The following is an 18,282-nucleotide window of genomic DNA, read 5'->3' on the forward strand; positions in this document are numbered from 1 at the left end:
GACCGTTCACCGAAAAGGGGGTGGCGCACGTCTTCGCATGTCGTCGCCACCTCGCTAGACAAGGGGTGCAGGCCACGCCCCGCCGCACGAACGGGCATGGCCGCCACAGGGCCACCGCCACAGGCCCGGCCGGATCGAAAAGACCGGACAGACCGGAAAGACCGGCATACCGCCAAACCAACGGAGGCAACGGCATGAGCCAGAACAAGTCCGACAAGATCGAAAGCATGATGGACGAAAAGCGCCACTTCGCGCCGCCCGCCGCGCCTTCCGGTGACCGCCGCCGCCCGCACGTGAACGGCATGGACGAATATCTCGCCCACCGCGACCGCGCCGACAAGGACCCCGAGGGCTTCTGGGGCGACCGGGCGAAGCAGCTGCTGGACTGGTTCACCCCGTGGGACAAGGTGCTGGACGCCGACATGCGCGAGCCGCGCATCGAATGGTTCAAGGGCGGCACGCTGAACGTGGCGTACAACTGCCTGGACCGCCACCTGACCGACGGCCGCCGCAACAAGGCCGCCATCATCTGGCAGGGCGAGCCGGAAGACGACGTGCGCGTGCTGACCTACCAGATGTTGTACGACGAGGTGTGCCGGTTCGCGTCCGTGTTGCGCAACCTTGGCGTGCAGAAGGGCGACCGCGTTTCGCTGTACATGCCCATGATTCCCGAACTGGCCGTGGCCATGCTGGCCTGCGCGCGCATCGGGGCGGTGCATTCCATAGTGTTCGCCGGGTTCTCGGCGGTCAGCCTGCAAAATCGTATTCAGGACTGCGAGGCGAAGATCGTGGTCACGGCGGACGCCGTGCTGCGCGCCGGGCGGTCCATCCCGCTCAAGGTCAACGTGGACGAGGCCCTGAAGGACTGCCCCAGCGTGGAGAAGGTGGTGGTGGTCGACCGGGCCCACAGCAACTGCGCCATGCGCGAAGGGCGCGACCTGTGGTGGCACGAGGTCATGGCCGACCGCACCCTTGATTCCGCCTGCCCGTGCGCCAAGATGGACAGCGAGGACATGCTGTTCATCCTGTACACCAGCGGTTCCACCGGCAAGCCCAAGGGCGTGGTGCACACCACCGGCGGCTACCTGACCTACGTCGCGCACACCACCCAGTGGGTGTTCGACCTGCATGACGACGACGTGTACTGGTGCACCGCCGACATCGGCTGGATCACCGGGCACAGCTACATCGTGTACGGCCCGCTGGCCCTTGGCGGCACCACGCTGATGTTCGAGGGCGTGCCCTCGTGGCCGGGGCCGGACAGGTTCTGGCGCATCGTGGAAAAGTTCCGGGTCAACATCTTCTACACCGCGCCCACGGTCATCCGCGCCCTGATGCGCGAAGGCGCGCACTGGACGCAGAAGCACGACCTGTCCTCGCTGCGCATTCTGGGGTCGGTGGGCGAGCCCATCAACCCGGAAGCGTGGATGTGGTACCACGAGCACATCGGCGGAAGCCGCCTGCCCATCGTGGACACCTGGTGGCAGACCGAGACCGGCGGCATCATGATTTCCGCGCTGCCCTATGCCACCACGCTCAAGCCCGGTTCCGCCACCTTCCCGCTGCCCGGCGTGGACGCGGCCGTGGTGAAGCCCGACGGTACCCCCTGCGACCCCAACGAGGGCGGGCACCTGGTCATCCGCAAGCCGTGGCCCGGCATGCTGCGCGGGGTGTTCGGATCGCCCGAGCGGTACAAGTCCACCTACTTCGAACGCTTCCCCGGCATGTACGAATCGGGCGACGGCGCCCGCACCGACGAGGAAGGCTACACCTGGGTCATGGGGCGGCTGGACGACGTGATCAACGTTTCCGGGCACCGCATGGGCACGGCGGAGGTGGAATCCGCCCTGGTCGCGCACCCCTCGGTGGCCGAGGCCGCCGTGGTGGGCATGCCCCACGCCATCAAGGGCGAGGCCATCTACGCCTACGTCACCCTGGCGGCGGGCACCGAAGAGACCGAGGAATTGCGCGCCGCCCTGCGCACCTGGGTGCGCAAGGAGATCGGCCCCATCGCCACGCCAGAGGTCATCCAGTTCGCCGAAGGGCTGCCCAAGACCCGCAGCGGCAAGATCATGCGGCGCATCCTGCGCAAGATCGCGTCGGGCGCGGGCTCCGACTTCGGCGACACCTCGACCCTGGCCGATCCGGGGGTGGTGCAGGATCTGATCGAAGGACGGGTCCAACTTACCGGACATTAGCCATAGCAAGGTGGGGCGGCCCGTTTGGCGGCGGGGCGCTCCATCCGCCGGCACCCACACCCGCGCCGGACGTGCGGCGATGTCCGGCGCGGGTGGCCGGCCACCAGGGCGGCGCGGCATATGCCGCGCCCCTGAATGTTCTCTCCCCCTTCCCGCTGAAGGAGGCGGATCGGCTAAGCCGGTCCGCCTCCCGATTTTTTTGGCTCCCGATTTTTTTGAGCCCCGGCATTCCAGGGGGTGGTCCGTCGCTACAGTTGTTCGCGTTGCCGCATTGCCCCGGCAAGGTATTCCAGTACCTTCTTTCGTGTCTTGCGGCGCAGGTACACCGTCCACGCGGTCGCCAGAAGGGCATGCGCGGTCCGGCAGGTCTTGCGGCCCAGCCGTTGCACGAGGGTGTCCATGCGCGGGACCATGGCCTGGATGATGTGTTCCAGGTTGCCCTCGGATATCTTCGGCCACGGCGGCAGCGTGATTTCCTGCCGCAGCGGTTTCATCAGTGGAATGATGGGGGCATGGCCCGGCTCGCCCGCTTCGGTACACTCGGCACGCAGGTCTTGCAGGTCGCCGCCGGGGGCGTAGCGGGCCCGGTCCCCCGCGAACAGGGGGTTGCCCAGCGGCAGGGCGAAGTGACGGCGCAGGAACTGCTGCGCGTTGCGCTTGCCAAGCTGGTAGTCGTGTTCGCGGAAGGCTTGGGCAAGAAAGCCCGCAAAGGCCCCCAGCCCCGCGCCCGCCAGCGCGTCGTCCCCGTCCCGTTTGCCGCCTGGGCCGCCACCGGCGGGGGCCACGAGAAAGCGCGAGTAGGTCTCGCCATCGCCGGCCAGTTCCAGTTCGGCGGGCTTGAAGCGGCACTGCTGCTTCATGGCCACCAGCAGCGGGGGGATCATGTCGAGGATGTCGGCGCGCAGGTGCCGCAGCGGCAGGTGGGTTTCCTCGCGGTATGGCGAGGGAAAGGGGTCGATGAGCACCACGGTGCCCCAGGCTTTGTCCCCTGTGCGGTCAAGGTGGTCGCAGACGCTGCCCAGCAGCACCTGCCGGGCCAGTTCGAAGGGTTCATTGTTGACCATGCCGCCGTCCACGGCGGGGAACTGCAACTGTTCGCCCGGCCGCAACGCCGTTTCGGATTTGAACGCTTCGCATCCCTCGGGGCCGTATCCGGGCCATGCGCGCGCGGCGTACACCGGTTCGCCGGAGTGCAGGCAGCGGGGGGCAAGCCCCACGGGAAAGGCGGAACTGGCCAGCACCCAGTTCTGCAACACCGGCCAGCCCAGGGGGCCGCGCGGGTCCACGGGCGTCACGCCGGTCTGCGGCGGCGCGTCCGTGCCCGCGAACAGGAAATCGCCGTAATCGCCGTGCAGGAACATATCGTGTCCGTACTGCCGGGCGGTGCCGCGCATGGGAATGCGGTACGGCACGCCGGGCAGGCTGGTGACGCAGACCCGGATGCGCAGCGTGGCCGACAGCCATGGCGGGTACACGAAATGCTCGTCCCACGGCATGCTGAAGGCGTTTTCCGCGATGGCGTCCAGCCGTTGCGCATTGAGCAGCGAGGGAATGGCGTCGCCGTTGTCCTGCATGTCCGAGATGCCGAGGAAGCCTTGTGAGTTGCCGTTGCCTTGCAGCAGGTCCAGGCTGTTCACCCACACCTCCCAGAGCAGCGGCGGGGTGCGCCCGCCCGATGGTTTGCGGCTGCGGATCACCGCCGCCGGGAACAGCCCGGCGGCCACGGCCCCAGCCGAGGTGCCGGAAACGGCCTCGATGCGCACGTCATGGCCTGGTACGCCCCCATCGCCCAGGGCCTTGGCCGCGCACCAGGCGTCCAGCGCTTCGATGAAGAAGTCGATGACCCCGGCGGAGTAAGGACCGCCGGACACTGCCCCTGCCGACGCAAGCGCGATGCGGAACGGTTCTGCCATGGGTGCCCCCGTGGTTGAGCGGCCGGGTGACCGACCCGGCGCGGTGCGGCGGGCATGGCCCGACAGCCGCGGCAATGGGGCGACGGAGGTGGGGGCTGGCGGTGGCGGTGGCGCGGGGAGGGGGATGGATGCCGGGCGCTGGGTCCGGCGGAAGGAGCGCGGCGAGGTGGCGGCGGCGCGGCGTGGGGAAGAGGCCGCATTGATGGTCGCACAGGCGGCCGCCGGTGGGAAGGGAATTGTGCGCCCGGATGGCTGCTGGACGGAAAAACTAGCCCGGTTGCCGCGCATCGTGAAAAGATGCTAGATTGACGTATGGTTCCGGCCCCTTTCCCGGTCCGGCGGCCGGGTTGCCCCGGCTCATCGACACCCCAGGAGGTTTCCATGCGCGTGTTCCCCCCGTGTTCGTTCCGCACCCCGGCGCAGGTTCCGGGCCGCATCCGTCCGGCCGTCCTGCTGCTGACCCTCCTGATCCCGCTGGTTCTGGCGGGGTGCGCGTGCAGGCAGCAGGCCGCCGCCGTGGAACCCGCGCCTGCGGCCTCGGCCGCCGATGCGCCCCTGCTGCTGGAGCACCCCACCACCGGCGGCATGCTGTACTCCCGTGAACCGGCGCTGCTGCGGCGGTACACGAAGTTCCAGATGGAGCACGTGGTGCTGCGCGAGGAACGGCCGGAGACCTTCCAGGGGGCGTCCATCGAGGAGAAGGCCGACATGACCTTCATGACCCACGACATCTTCGTGGACGCGCTGCGGCGCGGCGGCTGGGAGGTGACCGACAAGCCCGGCCCCGGCGTGGCCCGGCTGCGGCTGATGATCTTCGGCATGCAGGCCACCGAGGTGGTGCCCGGCGACGCGGCCTACGACACGCCCTTCGGGCGCATTGATCTTTCGCGGCTGGACGACGCGGGCAGGGCGGCCCTGATGGGCAACATCACCCTGGGGGGCGAACTGACCGATTCCGAGACCGGGGCGCGGCTGCTGAGCTTCGCGGAGCGCTGCTCGGTGACCGGGCTGGACCCGCTGCGGGCTTTCGGCCGCTGGGACGCCGCGCGCAGCGGCGTGGAGGCCAGCGCGGCCACCCTCGTCAGAGGCTGGAACCGCCTGCACGGAAAGTAGATACGCCTGATTCCGGTCCGCACCACCACCAGCCGCGCGGCATCGCCTCGTGGCTGGTTCTTTTCGGAGGCAAGGGCGGAAGGCGGGACGGGCGGGAAGGGCGGCCTACCCCTGGCAAGCGGGCGGGGGCGCTTCGGCCGGTGCTTCCGGCAGGGGCAGGCGCAGGGTGACCGTGGTGTCGCCGGGCTGGCTGTCGATGTCGATGAACCCGCCAAGGGCGGTGACGACGCCCACGGCCACGGACAGGCCAAGGCCCATGCCGCGCCCCACGGGCCGGGTGGAAAAGAAGGGCTCGAACACGTGGGGCAGCACTTCGGACGCAATGCCGTGCCCCGTGTCGTGGAAGGCGATGCACAGTTCGCCGCCGGGAGCGGGGGCGGCGGCGTCTCCAGAGGCCCTGTCGAGAGGGCGCTCCACCCGCACGGTGACGGCAAGCTCGCGTTCGGTCACCGGGGGCTGGGCGTATTCCACCGCGTCCAGCGCGTTTTCCGCCACGTGCACGAACACTTGGCGCAGTTCCACGGGCGGGGCCACCAGCAGCGGCATGTCCGGTGACACATCCGGCGACACGTCAAGCCGCACCGCCACGCCGAGGTCGGCGGCCCTGTCGGCCAGCAGGCGCAATGCCTCGCCCAGCAGGTCGGCCACGCGCACCGGGCCGGGGCGCGGGTCCAGCCCCTTGCCGAAGAACAGCAGCTTGCGGGTTATCTCGCGCACGCGGCGGCTCTGGGCCTTGATCCTGACCACGGAACGGCGCATTTCCGCCGCGTGCGGGCTGGATGCAAGGTCCGGCTCGTCCAGCAGGTCCTCGATCCAGCCCGCCGCGTTGGTCATGATGTTCACGGGGTTGTTGATCTCGTGCGCCACGCCCTCGGCCAGCCGCCCGATGGAGGCCAGCTTGCCCGCCTCGATCATGCGGGCGTTTTCCTCCTGGCGCAGCTTGCGCTCGTGGGCGGCGCGCAGTTCGCGCACCAGATCGTCGATGTCGGCGGGCTTCAGCAGGTAGTTGAACGCCCCGTGGCGCATGCCCTCCACCGCGTTGCGCACGTCGGACGAGCCGGTGAGCATCAACGCCTCCACCAGCGGCAGGCGCGCCTTCATGCGCCGCAGCAGGTCGATGCCGCTGGCGCCCGGCAGGCACACGTCCAGCACGGCCACGTCGAATTCCTCTCCGGCGTCCAGCAGGGCCAGGGCGGATTCGGCGTCGTAGGCGGTGCGCACGGCAATGCCGCGCGCACGCAACCGTTCGGCCAGCAGTTCGGCGAAGGCCGTCTCGTCATCCACGAGCAGGGCGCGCATCATGCTCCCCTCGGGCTCCTCCGGGGTTTCCCCGGTTTTCCCCAGGTTTCCCCCGGGGTTCCCCGGACGGGCGTGGCCCGCCCGCTATTTCTTGTCTTCGTCCAGGATTTCGCGGGCGTTGTCGAAGTCGCCGGCCTGCGCGAAGGTGGCGGCCACCATGGCGTCCTCGATCTTCTCGCGGAAGGCGCGGCGGATGTCGCGCACCAGGATGTCGATGTCCACGGGCTTCTTGTGGTACTCGAAGGCGCCCAGGCGGCGGGCTTCCTCCTCGTCCTTCTCGGTGCCGTGGCCGGTCAGCACGATGACCTGCACCTGCGGGTAGGCCTTCTTGACCCGGCGCAGCACTTCCATGCCGTCGATGCCGGGCATGCGCAGGTCAAGGACCATGACGTCGGGCACCTCGCCGGCGGACACCATCTGCAGGGCTTCCTCACCGTTCAGGGCGACGGTGGCTCCGGCGTCGCGCATGGACATGCGCTCGGCCAGCGTGCGGACGAAATTCTCCTCGTCGTCCACCAGCAATACCTTGATACCCTTCATGACTGCTCTCCTTCGGGTTCGGGTGAAACACGGTCCGCAAACCCGCGCGGCGGCGGCGAATCCGCCGCGCGGGGCGTCGTTGCTGCGTTCTGGGGCTGTTTCTAAATGAGGGTTTTCGTTCGTTGGCAAGGAAAACAAGCCTGCCATAAGGGAGTATGCCTCAGCCGTTGGGTGAGCGAAGCGAACCTTACGGATGAGGACCGCAGAGCGCTCTTCTCGTATTTGACCGAAATGGCAGGCGAAGTTTGACGTAGCCAACGGGCGAAAGGACAATTTAGAACGGCCCCTAGATGGGCGCCACGCCGTAGCACACGGCCACGTCGCCAAGGCCCACGTCGGCCAGGAAGCTGTTGCGGATGACCCGGCGCGCGGGGCGCACGCATCCCATCATCTCCAGGGCCGCGTCGCGGCAGTCGGCCTCGGCGAAGGCCACGGCCGCGAAGACGTCTTCAAGCCGCCCGGCGCATGCGGGAGCGGGGGTGACGCCCGCCATGCGCATGGCCTCGCCGTGGTCCGCCGCATCGGCGAAGGCCACGGCCGCGAAGCAGCGTTCCAGCGTTTCACGAAGTGTTGCCATACGTTCCTCCGTTGTGCCGTGGCGGCAGGATGTTGCCGCCGCGTGAGACAAGTGTTTCAGGAGAGCAGTTGGCTTTATCGTAGCTGAAACCGTTGCAACGCGAAAGCGGAAAATATGGTTCCGCATCAGGCGGTGCAGTCGGGGCATGGCAGAAAGAAGCGCAATTGCGCGCCCTCCGCCTGCCGTACGTCCGCACCGCACGCCTGCATGCAGCGCGCTATGTCGGCGCTGGACGTGGAAAGCTCCGTGGCGCCGGAACCGGCCCGCGTTCCGGGCGGGGTGAAGTCCAGTTCCACCCCCGGCTTTCCCTGGCGCAGGGCCGCGCGCAGCACCAGCGTCCCGCCGGTGGCGGGCCGGGCAGACCCGTCCGCCGAACCGTCCGTCAGCCCTTCGCCCAGGCAGCAGCGCACGGCGCGCAGCAGGCCGGCGCGCAGGGCAAGGCCGGGCGCGCTCACGCGCACCGCCGGGCCGTCATCCCCCTGTTGCGCACCCTGTTGCGCAAGGACAAGTTCCACCCCGCGCATGGCGCAGCCGCGCCGGGCCAGGGCCACGAATTCCTCCAGCACCGCGCCAAGGTCGCGGGGGGCCTCGCCGTCCTCTTCCCAGGCGTGGGCCAGGCGGTTCAGGTTCCACGCCAAGTCGCCCCCGCGCGCCACCTGTTCCTGGATCAGCGCCAGCATGGCGCACAGCCGGTCGCGGTGGGGCAGCCCTTCGCCGCACAGGGACACGAGGTCCTGCATCAGCCCGGCCGATTCGCGGATCACCGCCAGGGCGTTCTGCAATTCGTGCGTGGCCGATGCGGCAAGGCGGCCCACGCATTCGTGGGCGGCGTCATCCCCACCCGTTGCGGCGGGGGCGGCCATGTGGATGGTGTCGTCGTGTGCCATGCCGTGGTTCCTGTGCGATACGTTGTGGCGGGGACCATGCGCGCGCGGGCTAGGCGTCGCCGTTCCCGCCGCTTCCGCTGCCGCCGTTGTCGCCGTTTCCGCCGTTGCCCTGGGCGGCGTGGGCCAGCCGTCCCGCCTCGTGCAGTTTTTCCAGCAGGTCTTCCAGCCGCAGCGGCTTCATCAGGTAGTCGAACGCGCCCAGCTTCATGCCTTCGATGCCGTCGCGCGCGCTGCCGTGCCCGGTGAGCAGGATGACCTGCACGGCCGGGTGCCCGGCCTTGATGCGGCGCAGGGCTTCCGTGCCCTTGATGCCGGGCATCATCAGGTCCAGCACCACCACGTGGGGCGGGTCCGCCTCCACGGCGCGCAGGGCCTGCTCGCCGTCGGTGGCGATGCGCGTGACCATGCCGCGCAGCGACAGCCGTTCGGCCAGGGTTGTGACGAACTCCTCCTCGTCGTCCACGAGCAGAACCTTCAGTTCCTGCATGCTTAGCTCCCGAGGGTGGCCGTTGGCGCGGCCTTCACGGGCAGGAACACGGTCACGGTGGTGCCCGCGCCCTCCGTGCTCTGCACCGCGATGTCGCCGCCAAGGCGCCTGATGATGCCGTAGGTTATGAACATGCCAAGGCCGGTGCCCGAGGTCTTCTTGGTGGTGAAGAACGGTTCGAAGATGTGGCGAAGCACCTCGTCGGACATGCCCTTGCCGTTGTCCTTGATGGACACGCCCACCGTGTCCGGGTCGCGCAGCCAGGTGGCCAGCGTCACGGACCCGCCGTCCGGCACGGCGGCGAAGGCGTTGTTCAGGATGTTCAGGAACACCTGCTGCAACTGGCCCCGGTCCGACGCGATGCGCGGCATGGCCGGGTCGAGGCTGACCGAGGTGGTGATGGACCGGTGCAGGGCTTCCTGCTCCAGGAAGCTCATGGTTTCCTTGAGCACGTCGTTGACGTCGAGCTGCTCGATGTTCACGTCCATGCGGCGCGAAAAGCCCAGCAGGCGGTGGGTGATGGAGCGGCAGCGCTCCACCGAGCGCAGGATGGCGTCTACCAGCGCGCGGAAGCGGTCGCGCTCCGGAAAGTCCCCGGCCAGTTCCATGAGGTCGGAGGCCAGGCCCGCCTTTTCGTTGATGATGGCCAGCGGGTTGTTGATCTCGTGGGCCACCCCGGCCGCAAGCCGCCCGATGGAGGACAGCTTCTGGGTGTGCTCCATCTGCACGAAGGCCGCGATGCGCCGCTCGTCGCTGGCGCGCATGCGCCGCACCATCAGATCGGTGAGGCCGAAGGCCACGGACAGGATCAGCGCCACGCTGGTGACGAACAGCAAAATCAGGTCGCTGCGCAGGGTGGTCCACGGCTTGAAGATCTCGGCGCGGGGCTTCACCGCCATCAGCACGAAGTCGGCGTGCTGGAAGTAGGTGTAGGTGATGAACACGTCGCGCCCGGCCGGGTCGGTGGTTTCAAGCGTGGCGGTTTCGTAGGTCATGGGCGGCATGGGCATGGGCAGCTGGTCCAGCACCGCGCCGTAGAAGCGCGAGGCGGTCTGGAGCACCCCGGCGTTGTTCACGAGAAAGGCGTCGCTTTCCGGCTCCAGCCCCATGGAGGCGATGAGCCGGTCGAACTGCCCGGTGTCGATGGTGGCGCGCAGCACCCACGAGTGCCCGTCGTCGGTCATGCGCTGCACGGCGATGACGATGTGCGGAAAGCGCCGGAAGCCCATGAACACGTCGCTGACGTACACGCCCTTGACCCGGGTCTGCTGGTACCAGTCCGCCGTGGAGTAGTCCTTGCCCTTGAGGTTGTAGGGGCCCACGTAGCTGGCGTGCACGCCGTTCTCGTCGATGAGGCCGAGGTCGATGAAGCCGGGAAATTCGCCCTTCACCGCGCGGAAGATGCGGTTCAGGTTGCGCTCGTCGGCAAGCTCCGCCGGGCTGTACACCTGCGAGATGAGGCTGACGGTGGAGGCGCGCTCGGCCAGGAACAGCTCGAAGGAATGGCGGGTCTTGTTCACCAGCCCGCGCACCGGAGTGACGATCTCGCGGGTCAGCGTGGCGCGGTACTGGTGGTAGTTGATGGCCGACAGGATGAGCAGCGGCACCACGGCGGCGGCGGTCAGCAGCAGGGTGATCTTGCGGCGCAGGGCGCGGTAGCGCTCGGGCGCGATTTCTTCCGGCACGTCCAGCGCGGTGCGGAACAGGCTGCGGAAGCGTTCCAGGCGGCTCATGCGTCGCTCCTGCGGAACAGGATGTCGCCGGGGCGCAGCGCGTCGGCGCGGAACCGGGCGATGGCCTCATCCACCGGGCCCATGACGTTGTCGATGACCTCGATGCGCTTCCAGCGCAGGTACTGCCAGAACTCGTCGTCAATGCCGTTGCATATGACCACGCGCACCTTTTCCTCCAGCGCGATGCGGCACAACTCCTCGGACGAGGCATGGGCCAGCAGCACGCTGGAACGGGAAAGCTCGGCGCCGTCGGCGTCCAGGTGCACCAGCAGGGCTTCGCCCGCCAGGTCGAACCGGGGCGCGACCTCGTCGCGGTACAGGGGTATGAGCAGGGTGGCGGGCATATCAGCACATCCCGTACTGTTTCATCTTGCGCCACAGGGTGGAACGGCCCCAGCCCAGCAGTTCGGCGGCCTCGCCCCGGCGGTTGCCGGTGCGGTGCAGGGCGTCCGCGATGAGGCGGCGCTCCAGGTCGCTGACGCTGGCCCGGGCCAGGGGTTCGCCGCCGTCGCCGGAGGCGGCCTGGGCGGCGGACTGCATCTCGTCGCCCGGGCCGGGCAGGCCGCGCCCGGCCCTGCGCTCGCGCTCGGCGCGGCGGGCCTCTGCCTTGGCCTGGAAGAGATACGCGGGCAGGTGCGCGGGCATCACCGTTTCGCCGTGGCACAGGGTGACGGCGTATTCGGCGATGTTGCGCAACTCGCGCACGTTGCCGGGGAAGGGGTAGTCCAGCAGGGTGCGCAGGGCCTTGCCGGAGCAGCCGCGCACGGTCTTTTTCAGCCGCGCGGCGAAATGGCCCATGAAATGGTTGAGCAGAAATTCGATGTCCTCGCCCCGTTCGCGCAGGGGGGGCAGGTGCAGGCGCACGGCGGACAGGCGGCGGAACAGGTCTTCGCGCAGGCGGCCTTCGGCCACCAGTTGTTCCGGGTCGCGGTTGGTGGCCACCACCAGGCGCACGTCGCACGGCACGGGGTCGGCAGCGGCCACGGGGTAGATGACCCCCTCGTCCAGGAAGGCCAGCAGGCGGCCCTGGATGGACAGGGGCAGGTCGCCGATCTCGGTGAGGTACAGCGTGCCGCCCTGGGCCATGCGGAACCGGCCGGGCTTGTTCTCTTCCGCGCCGGGGAAGGCCCCCTTGCGGTGGCCGAACAGTTCCGATTCGGCCAGAAATTCGGGCAGGGACGACAGGCTGGCCTTCACGAACGGCTCGCGGGCGCGCGACGAAGCCTTGTGCACGGCCTCGGCCAGGGTGTCCTTGCCGGTGCCCGTCTCGCCGGTGACCAGCAGGGGGCCGTCGTTCCGGGCCACGGCGGGCAGGGCCTGGAACACCCGTTCCATGGCCACGCTGCGGCCCACCAGCGGGCCGAAGGCCTCGCCCTTGGCGGTCTTTTCCTCCAGTTCGCGCACCAGGGTCAGGTCTTCCACGGCGTGCAGCCAGCCCACCACGCGGCCGTCGGCGTCGCGCAGGGGGGACATGCTCATGCGCACCGGGATGCGGCGGCGGTGGCGGTTCAGGATGTCGCCTTCCTGGGCCTGCGGAACCGGGGGCAGTTCGCCGTCCTCGGTCATGTCGTACTGCGCGCCCGAGGCCGTGGCCACGGTGACGCCCGAGGCGGTGGTCAGCGGGCGGCGCAGCGGGCAGCGGTGCAGGCAGATGCTGGCGCGCAGGGCGTGGCGGCAGGGTATGCCGCGCACTTCCGCCGTGGTGAAGCCGGTGAGGGATTCCAGCGCGCGGTTCATCAGGCGGATGGTGCAGTCGACGTCCAGCAGGGCCACGCCCACGGGCAGGGCGTCCAGCATGGCCGCCAGGTCCACCGGCAGGGGCGAGAGGCCCGACACGTGCGGCAGCGGCGGCGCGCCGTGCCGTGCGGGCGACCCGGCGCGGTGCCGGGTGGTGTGCGGGGCTGCTGGGCCTGTGTGCTGTGTGGACACGAAGCACCTGTTCCGTCGTTGCGCGTTGTTCCGGTTCGGGGTTCCGGTCCGGGGCGCGCGTCGCGCCCCGGACCGCTGCCCATGGCAGTTCCATGGGCGGCACATTTTTGCAAGCGGATGTGCCGGCCGCGTTTCAGGACCGGCTAGTGACCGCCCGCCCCAAAGATGCCCGACGCGGCCACGGTGAGCACGATGACCTCGAGCACGGCGATGGTGACCATCAGCGGATCCTTCTTCTTGATGAAGGCGGGGATCAGCGTCAGGTAGCAGACGATGGTCATGCCCGCGAGCAGGACGATGCCCAGGAAGTTCAGGAAGTCGCCCTGACCGATCAGCGCGGCCCAGCCCCAGCCGGTGGGCACGTTGCCCTGGCTCAGGTACACGCCCACGCGCTGGCTCCACAACTGGGTGATGGTGTCCAGCGGGATGTGCGGGGGCAGGATGCCCAGCACGTAGATGAGGTAGGTCACCACCATGAGGGCCAGCGACCCCCAGCAGCCGTAGTAGAGCAGGTTGGCGTAGGTCACCTGTTCCGGAGACGCCTTGACGGATTTGTTGGACATGTCTGTTTCCTCCGTGATGTTCCGGATTCCAGCGAGTTCAGAGCGGTTTCCGGTGAGGATTTGCGTTCGGTATCGGCTGGGGCGCCTTCTGCAGGAGAAGCGCCGCATGCCTTTCGGGGGCCGTCTTCAAAGCAGGATTTTCGTTCGCTGGCGAGGAAAACGAGCCCGCCATGAGGGAGTATACTCTTGTTGTATTCGACCGATATGGCGGGCGAAGTTTGACGACGCCAGCGGGCGAAAGGCCGATTTGAAGGCGGTCCCTAGAAGCCCAGGCCCTTCATCAGCGCCTTGCCGCCCGAGAACAGCAGCACGCCGATGACCATGTAGCGGATGAACTTGGGCTTGGCCACGGCCAGCAGGCGCACGCCCACGAACGAGCCCAGCATCAGGCCGATGATGGAGGGGATGGCCATCAGCGGGATGACGCAGCCCTGGTTCAGGTACACCCACGCGGCCGAGGTGTCGGTGATGGACAGCAGGAACTTGGAGGTGCCCACGGCCACCTTCAGCGGCACGCCCATGAGCAGGTTGAGCACCGGCACGTTGGCCCACCCGGCGCCCAGGCCGAACATGCCGGCCATGAGGCCGATGACGATGAACAGCAGCAGGCCCGGCAGGGTGCGGTGGGTCTTCCAGTCGATGACCTCGCCGGTGGAGGGCTCGATGAACACGCCGTCCATGCCCAGCGCCACGCTGATGGCGTCCTGCTTCTTCACCTCGGGCCGCACGGTGTTCTTGGACACCAGCAGCAGCACGGCGATGAACAGGATGGTGCCGCCAAGGCAGGTCTGCACCACGTTGGTGGGCAGGGCCAGGCCGACCATGGCGCCCACGATGGAGCAGGCCGAGGCGATGAGCGCCACAGGCAGGGCCAGGCGCAGGCTGGCCAGGTTGCGCTTCAGCAGGCCGGGACCGGCCGCCAGCGCGCCCGCCAGGGCCACCAGCAGGCCCGCGCCGCGCACGAAGTCGAGGTGGAACGGAAAGAACCCGCTGACCAGCGGCACGAACAGCACGCCGCCGCCCACGCCCGCCAGCACGGCGATGATGCCGAGAATGAAACAGAAGAACAGCAGGGCCGTGGGCCAGAACCACCACGGGTGGCCGTCGGCGGGCATGGCTGCGGCTGCCGCGGAGGCGACGTCGCCCCCCGACGCCAGCACGGGAAGGGCCCAGCACAGCACGAGCAGGACCGCAAGGACCGCCGGGCCCCAGAACCTGACTTTGGTAGCGGTGTTCATGTCGGTAATGTCCCCTTTTGAAACATTGAAACATTTATGAAACAACAACTCGCCATCACGATCCGCAATCCGGGGGAATGTATGGCCTTCCCACCCGGCGGTGCGGAGCGCGTTGCGTCCTGTGCGCCAGCAACCCACCGGAAAACATGGTGATGGTCTGGCCGCCGCCTGAATTTGTGATTGCTTTAACAAGTTTCGTGCCATCAATGAGCGCTTGCCAAACATAGGGAAATGGCCTAGTCCACGCACATGGACGGCAGAAAATTTCCGCATACCGGCAACAAATTGCCGGGTGATGGCCAGGATGGTCCTCATTTCGAAACGTTGCAGAACGGAACAGGGTTTCTCCTGCTGTCCGGGGACATGCTGCGCCTGAAACAACTGGCGCAGCAGGTGGCCTCGTCGGACGCGCCCATCCTGATCCACGGTGAAACGGGCACCGGCAAGGAACTGTTCGCGCGGCTCATCCACGACATGAGCGTGCGGTCGCGCAAGCCCTTCGTGGCCGTGAACTGCGGCGTGCACGAGGGCGAACTGTTCGCGGACAAGTTCTTCGGGCACGAGCAGGGGGCCTTCACCGGTGCGCACCGCACCAGCCAGGGCTGTTTCGAACTGGCCGGGGACGGCACGCTGTTCCTTGACGAGGTGGGGGAGATTCCGCCCGCCAACCAGGCGGACTTCCTGCGAGTGCTGGAAGAGCGCAAGTACCGGCGCATCGGCGGGCAGCGGGACATTCCGTTCCAGGCGCGCATCATCGCCGCGTCCAACCGCGAGTTGCCGGACATGGTGCGCGAGGGGCGGTTCCGGGCGGACCTGTTCTTCCGGCTGAACGTGATTCCCGTGTCGCTGCCGCCGCTGCGGGCGCGGCGCGAGGAGATCGTGCCGCTGGCCCGGCATTTTCTTGCCCACTACGCCGAGAAGTACCACCGGCACGGGCTGCGTTTCAGGCCCGAGACCGAGGCGGGCCTGAGCGGCTACCCGTGGCCGGGCAACGTGCGCGAACTGAAGAACCTGGTGGAACGGCTGGCCCTGCTGGCCCCGGAAGGGGACATCGGGCCGGAACACCTGCCGCTGGAGTTGCGGTCGGCCGTGGCCCTGGGGGCGGCGGGCGTGGGCGTGGGGGGCGGAAGCGACGGCGGGGGATACGCCGGGGAGGCGGGGTCAGGTGGAATGCCGGGCGGGACACCGGGCGGAAACGGAACCGGCGGCAATGGCGACGCCCTGGCCATCCGTGCCGTGCACCCGGCGGGCATGGGCGAGAACCTCAGCCTGGACGCGGCCCGGCGCGAGGCCGAAGTGCGCGTCATCCTGAAGGCCATGCGCGCCAGCGGCGGCAACAAGGGCGAGGCGGCGCGCCTTCTGGGCGTCAGCCCGCGCACCCTGCGCTACAAGTTCAGTGAGTACGGGTTGCGGTTCTGAAACCGGCCGGTGAGGCCGGACGAGAAAAGAGAAAGGCCCGGGTCTCCCCGGGCCTGCTGTTCTTGAGGGATGTGGGCCGGGAGTTCAGCGGCGCAGTTCCCGTGCATGGGCGCAGAACCATTCGTAGGTCGCGGCCAGTCCTTCTTCCAGAGAGATGCGCGGCCGCCAGCCCATTGCGGTCAGCTTGCCGTTGTCCATGAGCTTGCGCGGCGTGCCGTCAGGCTTGGAAGGGTCCGTGCAGATTTGGCCGCCGAAGCCGGTGATCCGGGCAATCGTGCGCGCCAGTTCCAGAATGCTCAGGTCTTCGTTACAACCCACATTGACGTGCTCGTGGCCGGAATAGGCCCGCATTAGGAACAGGCAAGCGTCAGCCATGTCGTCCACGTACAGGAATTCTCGGCGCGGGCTGCCCGTACCCCAGATGGTCACCACGGGCGTGCCGGACAGGCGGGCTTCGTGAAAGCGGCGTATCAGAGCTGGAATGACATGGCTGTTTTCGGGATGGAAGTTGTCGCCGGGCCCGTAGAGGTTGGTAGGCATGGCGGAGATGGCGTCGAAGCCGTACTGCCTGCGGTATGCTTGGCCCATCCTGATTCCGGCGATCTTGGCGAGGGCGTAGCTTTCGTTGGTGGGTTCCAGCGGACCGGTCAGCAGGGCATCCTCGCGGATGGGCTGGGGAGCGAACTTGGGGTAGATGCATGAGGAACCGAGAAAGAGCAGCTTCTTTGCCCTGTACCGCCAGGCCGAGTCGATGACATTGGTTTGGATCTGCAGGTTGTCGCGGATGAAATCGGCCGGGTAGGTCTCGTTGGCATGGATGCCCCCGACTTTGGCTGCGGCTAGGAAGATGTATTCGGGTTTTTCCGCGGCGAAAAAGGCTTCGACCGCGGCCTGATTGCGCAGGTCGAGCTCGGCGCTCGTGCGGGTGATGAGGTTTGCAAAACCGTGCTCTCGCAGGCAGCGGGCAATGGCCCCACCGACTAGGCCACGGTGGCCGGCAACGTAGATGCGGGCGTTTTTTTCCATGATGCGGGGTCCAGCGGCCCCGGCGGCTCCATCGGGCCGCCGGGGCCGGCGTGCTTATTCGTTGTGGGCAAAGGACTTGAACCCTGCTACCTTGCAGACCGCGTCGCGCATGGCCAAATTCAGGTCCTCGCGGACCATTTCCGCGACCATTTTTTCGAAGCTGATTTTCGGCGTCCAGCCAAGACGCTGTTTGGCCTTGGAGGGGTCGCCGAGCAGCGTTTCGACCTCGGCGGGGCGGAAGTAGCGTGGGTCCACGCGCACCACCACGTCGCCGGGCTTGAGCGTGCAGGCGAAGTCGTTGCGGCCGATGGTGGCGAGGAAGCGGTCGCTGTCCACGCTGTCCACGATGCCCAGTTCGTCGCATCCCGTGCCTTCCCAGGTTAGGCCCACGCCCAGTTCCGCCGTGGCCGCGTTGACGAAGTCGCGCACGGAATACTGGCGACCGGTGGCGATGACGAAGTCTTCCGGTGCGTCCTGTTGAAGCATGAGCCACTGCATTTCCACGTAGTCATGAGCATGGCCCCAGTCGCGCAGCGCGTTGAGGTTGCCGAGGTACAGCCCATTGGACAGGCCCAGCGCCAGCCGGGCTAGGCTGCGGGTGATCTTGCGGGTCACGAAGGTCTCACCGCGGATTGGGGATTCGTGGTTGAAAAGGATGCCGTTGCAGGCGTACATGCCGTAAGCCTCGCGGTAGTTCACCGTGATCCAGTAGGCGTACAGCTTGGCACAGGCATAGGGTGAGCGGGGGTAGAAGGGCGTCTTTTCGGTCTGCGGGGTTTCCTGTACGAGTCCGTACAACTCGGAGGTGGACGCTTGATAGAAGCGGGCCGTCTTTTCGAGCCCCAGGATGCGGATGGCCTCGAGCAGGCGCAGGGTGCCTAAGGCGTCCACGTTGGCGGTGTACTCGGGCGACTCGAACGACACCTTGACGTGACTTTGCGCGGCAAGGTTGTATACTTCGTCCGGCCGTACCTCCTGGATGACGCGGATCAGATTGCTGGCGTCACTCATGTCGCCGTAGTGCAGGATGAGTCTGCGACCCTCTACGTGGGGGTCCTGGTACAGGTGGTCGATGCGGTCGGTATTGAACAGCGAGGCGCGGCGCTTGATGCCATGGACCTCATACCCCTTTTGCAGCAAGAATTCGGCGAGGTAAGCGCCGTCCTGCCCGGTGATGCCCGTGATGAGTGCTCGTTTCATTTTCTGCTCCTGGTCGGAATGGCGGAAGCATAGAGGAAATCGTCACCTTAGGGCAAGGAGTGGATGGGGCAGGACGGGTGCGTCCTCCGGGAAAATTCGGGACCCGAACCGGTGCCCCGCAAAAGCCACCAGACTTCGACAGAATCGCCCTGCCTGGGCA

General features: G+C 67.7%; 16 protein-coding genes. 3 read left to right on the top strand and 13 right to left on the bottom strand.

Going from position 1 to position 18,282, the window contains the following annotated elements; genetic code table 11:
* Nucleotides 1-194: 194 nt before the first annotated feature.
* The gene (gene acs, locus ACR4XJ_RS07115; protein ID WP_434754568.1) at nt 195-2,198 is read left to right on the top strand and encodes an acetate--CoA ligase; all 2,004 of its coding nucleotides are present in this window, start codon (nt 195-197) and stop codon (nt 2,196-2,198) included.
* 248 nt (nt 2,199-2,446) lie between these two features.
* Here acs and ACR4XJ_RS07120 read toward each other — a convergent pair whose 3' ends face one another.
* Nucleotides 2,447-4,111 (bottom strand): hypothetical protein, encoded by a 1,665-nt coding sequence (locus tag ACR4XJ_RS07120; RefSeq protein WP_434754569.1) that lies wholly within the window; start codon nt 4,109-4,111, stop codon nt 2,447-2,449.
* 381 nt (nt 4,112-4,492) lie between these two features.
* Between ACR4XJ_RS07120 and ACR4XJ_RS07125 the strand changes: the two genes are divergently transcribed.
* On the top strand, nt 4,493-5,224 hold the full coding sequence (locus ACR4XJ_RS07125; RefSeq protein ID WP_434754570.1) for a DUF3313 domain-containing protein: 732 nt from the start codon (nt 4,493-4,495) through the stop codon (nt 5,222-5,224).
* Between the two features lie 105 nt (nt 5,225-5,329).
* Here the strand turns inward: ACR4XJ_RS07125 and ACR4XJ_RS07130 are convergent, their stop codons facing one another.
* The 10 genes from ACR4XJ_RS07130 to ACR4XJ_RS07175 form a co-directional block, all read right to left on the bottom strand.
* Nucleotides 5,330-6,526: a sensor histidine kinase gene (locus tag ACR4XJ_RS07130; RefSeq protein ID WP_434754571.1), complete on the bottom strand. Its 1,197-nt coding sequence runs from the start codon at nt 6,524-6,526 to the stop codon at nt 5,330-5,332.
* An 81-nt stretch (nt 6,527-6,607) separates the two neighbouring features.
* On the bottom strand, nt 6,608-7,063 hold the full coding sequence (locus ACR4XJ_RS07135) for a response regulator (protein WP_309540157.1): 456 nt from the start codon (nt 7,061-7,063) through the stop codon (nt 6,608-6,610).
* Nucleotides 7,064-7,349: 286 nt separating this feature from the next.
* On the bottom strand, nt 7,350-7,640 hold the full coding sequence (locus ACR4XJ_RS07140) for a hypothetical protein (protein WP_434754572.1): 291 nt from the start codon (nt 7,638-7,640) through the stop codon (nt 7,350-7,352).
* A 125-nt stretch (nt 7,641-7,765) separates the two neighbouring features.
* On the bottom strand, nt 7,766-8,527 hold the full coding sequence (locus tag ACR4XJ_RS07145; protein WP_434754573.1) for a sensor histidine kinase: 762 nt from the start codon (nt 8,525-8,527) through the stop codon (nt 7,766-7,768).
* Nucleotides 8,528-8,576: 49 nt separating this feature from the next.
* Complete coding sequence (locus ACR4XJ_RS07150; RefSeq protein WP_434754574.1) at nt 8,577-9,014, bottom strand: response regulator; 438 nt, start codon at nt 9,012-9,014, stop codon at nt 8,577-8,579.
* Between the two features lie 2 nt (nt 9,015-9,016).
* Nucleotides 9,017-10,747 (bottom strand): sensor histidine kinase, encoded by a 1,731-nt coding sequence (locus ACR4XJ_RS07155; RefSeq protein ID WP_434754575.1) that lies wholly within the window; start codon nt 10,745-10,747, stop codon nt 9,017-9,019.
* Nucleotides 10,744-11,091, bottom strand: a complete 348-nt coding sequence (locus ACR4XJ_RS07160; protein ID WP_434754576.1) for a NifB/NifX family molybdenum-iron cluster-binding protein — start codon at nt 11,089-11,091, stop codon at nt 10,744-10,746. The genes ACR4XJ_RS07155 and ACR4XJ_RS07160 overlap by 4 nt, the downstream gene beginning before the upstream one ends.
* A 1-nt stretch (nt 11,092) precedes the next feature.
* On the bottom strand, nt 11,093-12,676 hold the full coding sequence (locus ACR4XJ_RS07165) for a sigma-54 interaction domain-containing protein (protein WP_434754577.1): 1,584 nt from the start codon (nt 12,674-12,676) through the stop codon (nt 11,093-11,095).
* Nucleotides 12,677-12,819: 143 nt separating this feature from the next.
* Nucleotides 12,820-13,239 carry a DUF1634 domain-containing protein gene (locus tag ACR4XJ_RS07170; RefSeq protein ID WP_434754578.1) on the bottom strand — a complete coding sequence of 140 codons (420 nt, stop codon included), beginning with the start codon at nt 13,237-13,239 and terminating at the stop codon, nt 12,820-12,822.
* 260 nt (nt 13,240-13,499) lie between these two features.
* Nucleotides 13,500-14,477: a sulfite exporter TauE/SafE family protein gene (locus tag ACR4XJ_RS07175; RefSeq protein WP_434754579.1), complete on the bottom strand. Its 978-nt coding sequence runs from the start codon at nt 14,475-14,477 to the stop codon at nt 13,500-13,502.
* A gap of 249 nt (nt 14,478-14,726) precedes the next feature.
* Between ACR4XJ_RS07175 and ACR4XJ_RS07180 the strand changes: the two genes are divergently transcribed.
* Entirely contained in the window at nt 14,727-15,896 is a 1,170-nt protein-coding gene (locus ACR4XJ_RS07180) for a sigma-54 interaction domain-containing protein (RefSeq protein ID WP_434754580.1), read from the top strand.
* Between the two features lie 84 nt (nt 15,897-15,980).
* Here the strand turns inward: ACR4XJ_RS07180 and fcl are convergent, their stop codons facing one another.
* Together fcl and gmd are read right to left on the bottom strand one after the other, a co-directional pair.
* Nucleotides 15,981-16,922 carry a GDP-L-fucose synthase gene (gene fcl, locus ACR4XJ_RS07185; RefSeq protein WP_434754581.1) on the bottom strand — a complete coding sequence of 314 codons (942 nt, stop codon included), beginning with the start codon at nt 16,920-16,922 and terminating at the stop codon, nt 15,981-15,983.
* A gap of 54 nt (nt 16,923-16,976) precedes the next feature.
* Complete coding sequence (gmd, locus tag ACR4XJ_RS07190) at nt 16,977-18,122, bottom strand: GDP-mannose 4,6-dehydratase (protein ID WP_434754582.1); 1,146 nt, start codon at nt 18,120-18,122, stop codon at nt 16,977-16,979.
* Nucleotides 18,123-18,282 lie beyond the last annotated feature (160 nt).

It is taken from the genome of Nitratidesulfovibrio sp. D1, from assembly GCF_051133415.1.
Lineage (GTDB): Bacteria > Desulfobacterota > Desulfovibrionia > Desulfovibrionales > Desulfovibrionaceae > Cupidesulfovibrio.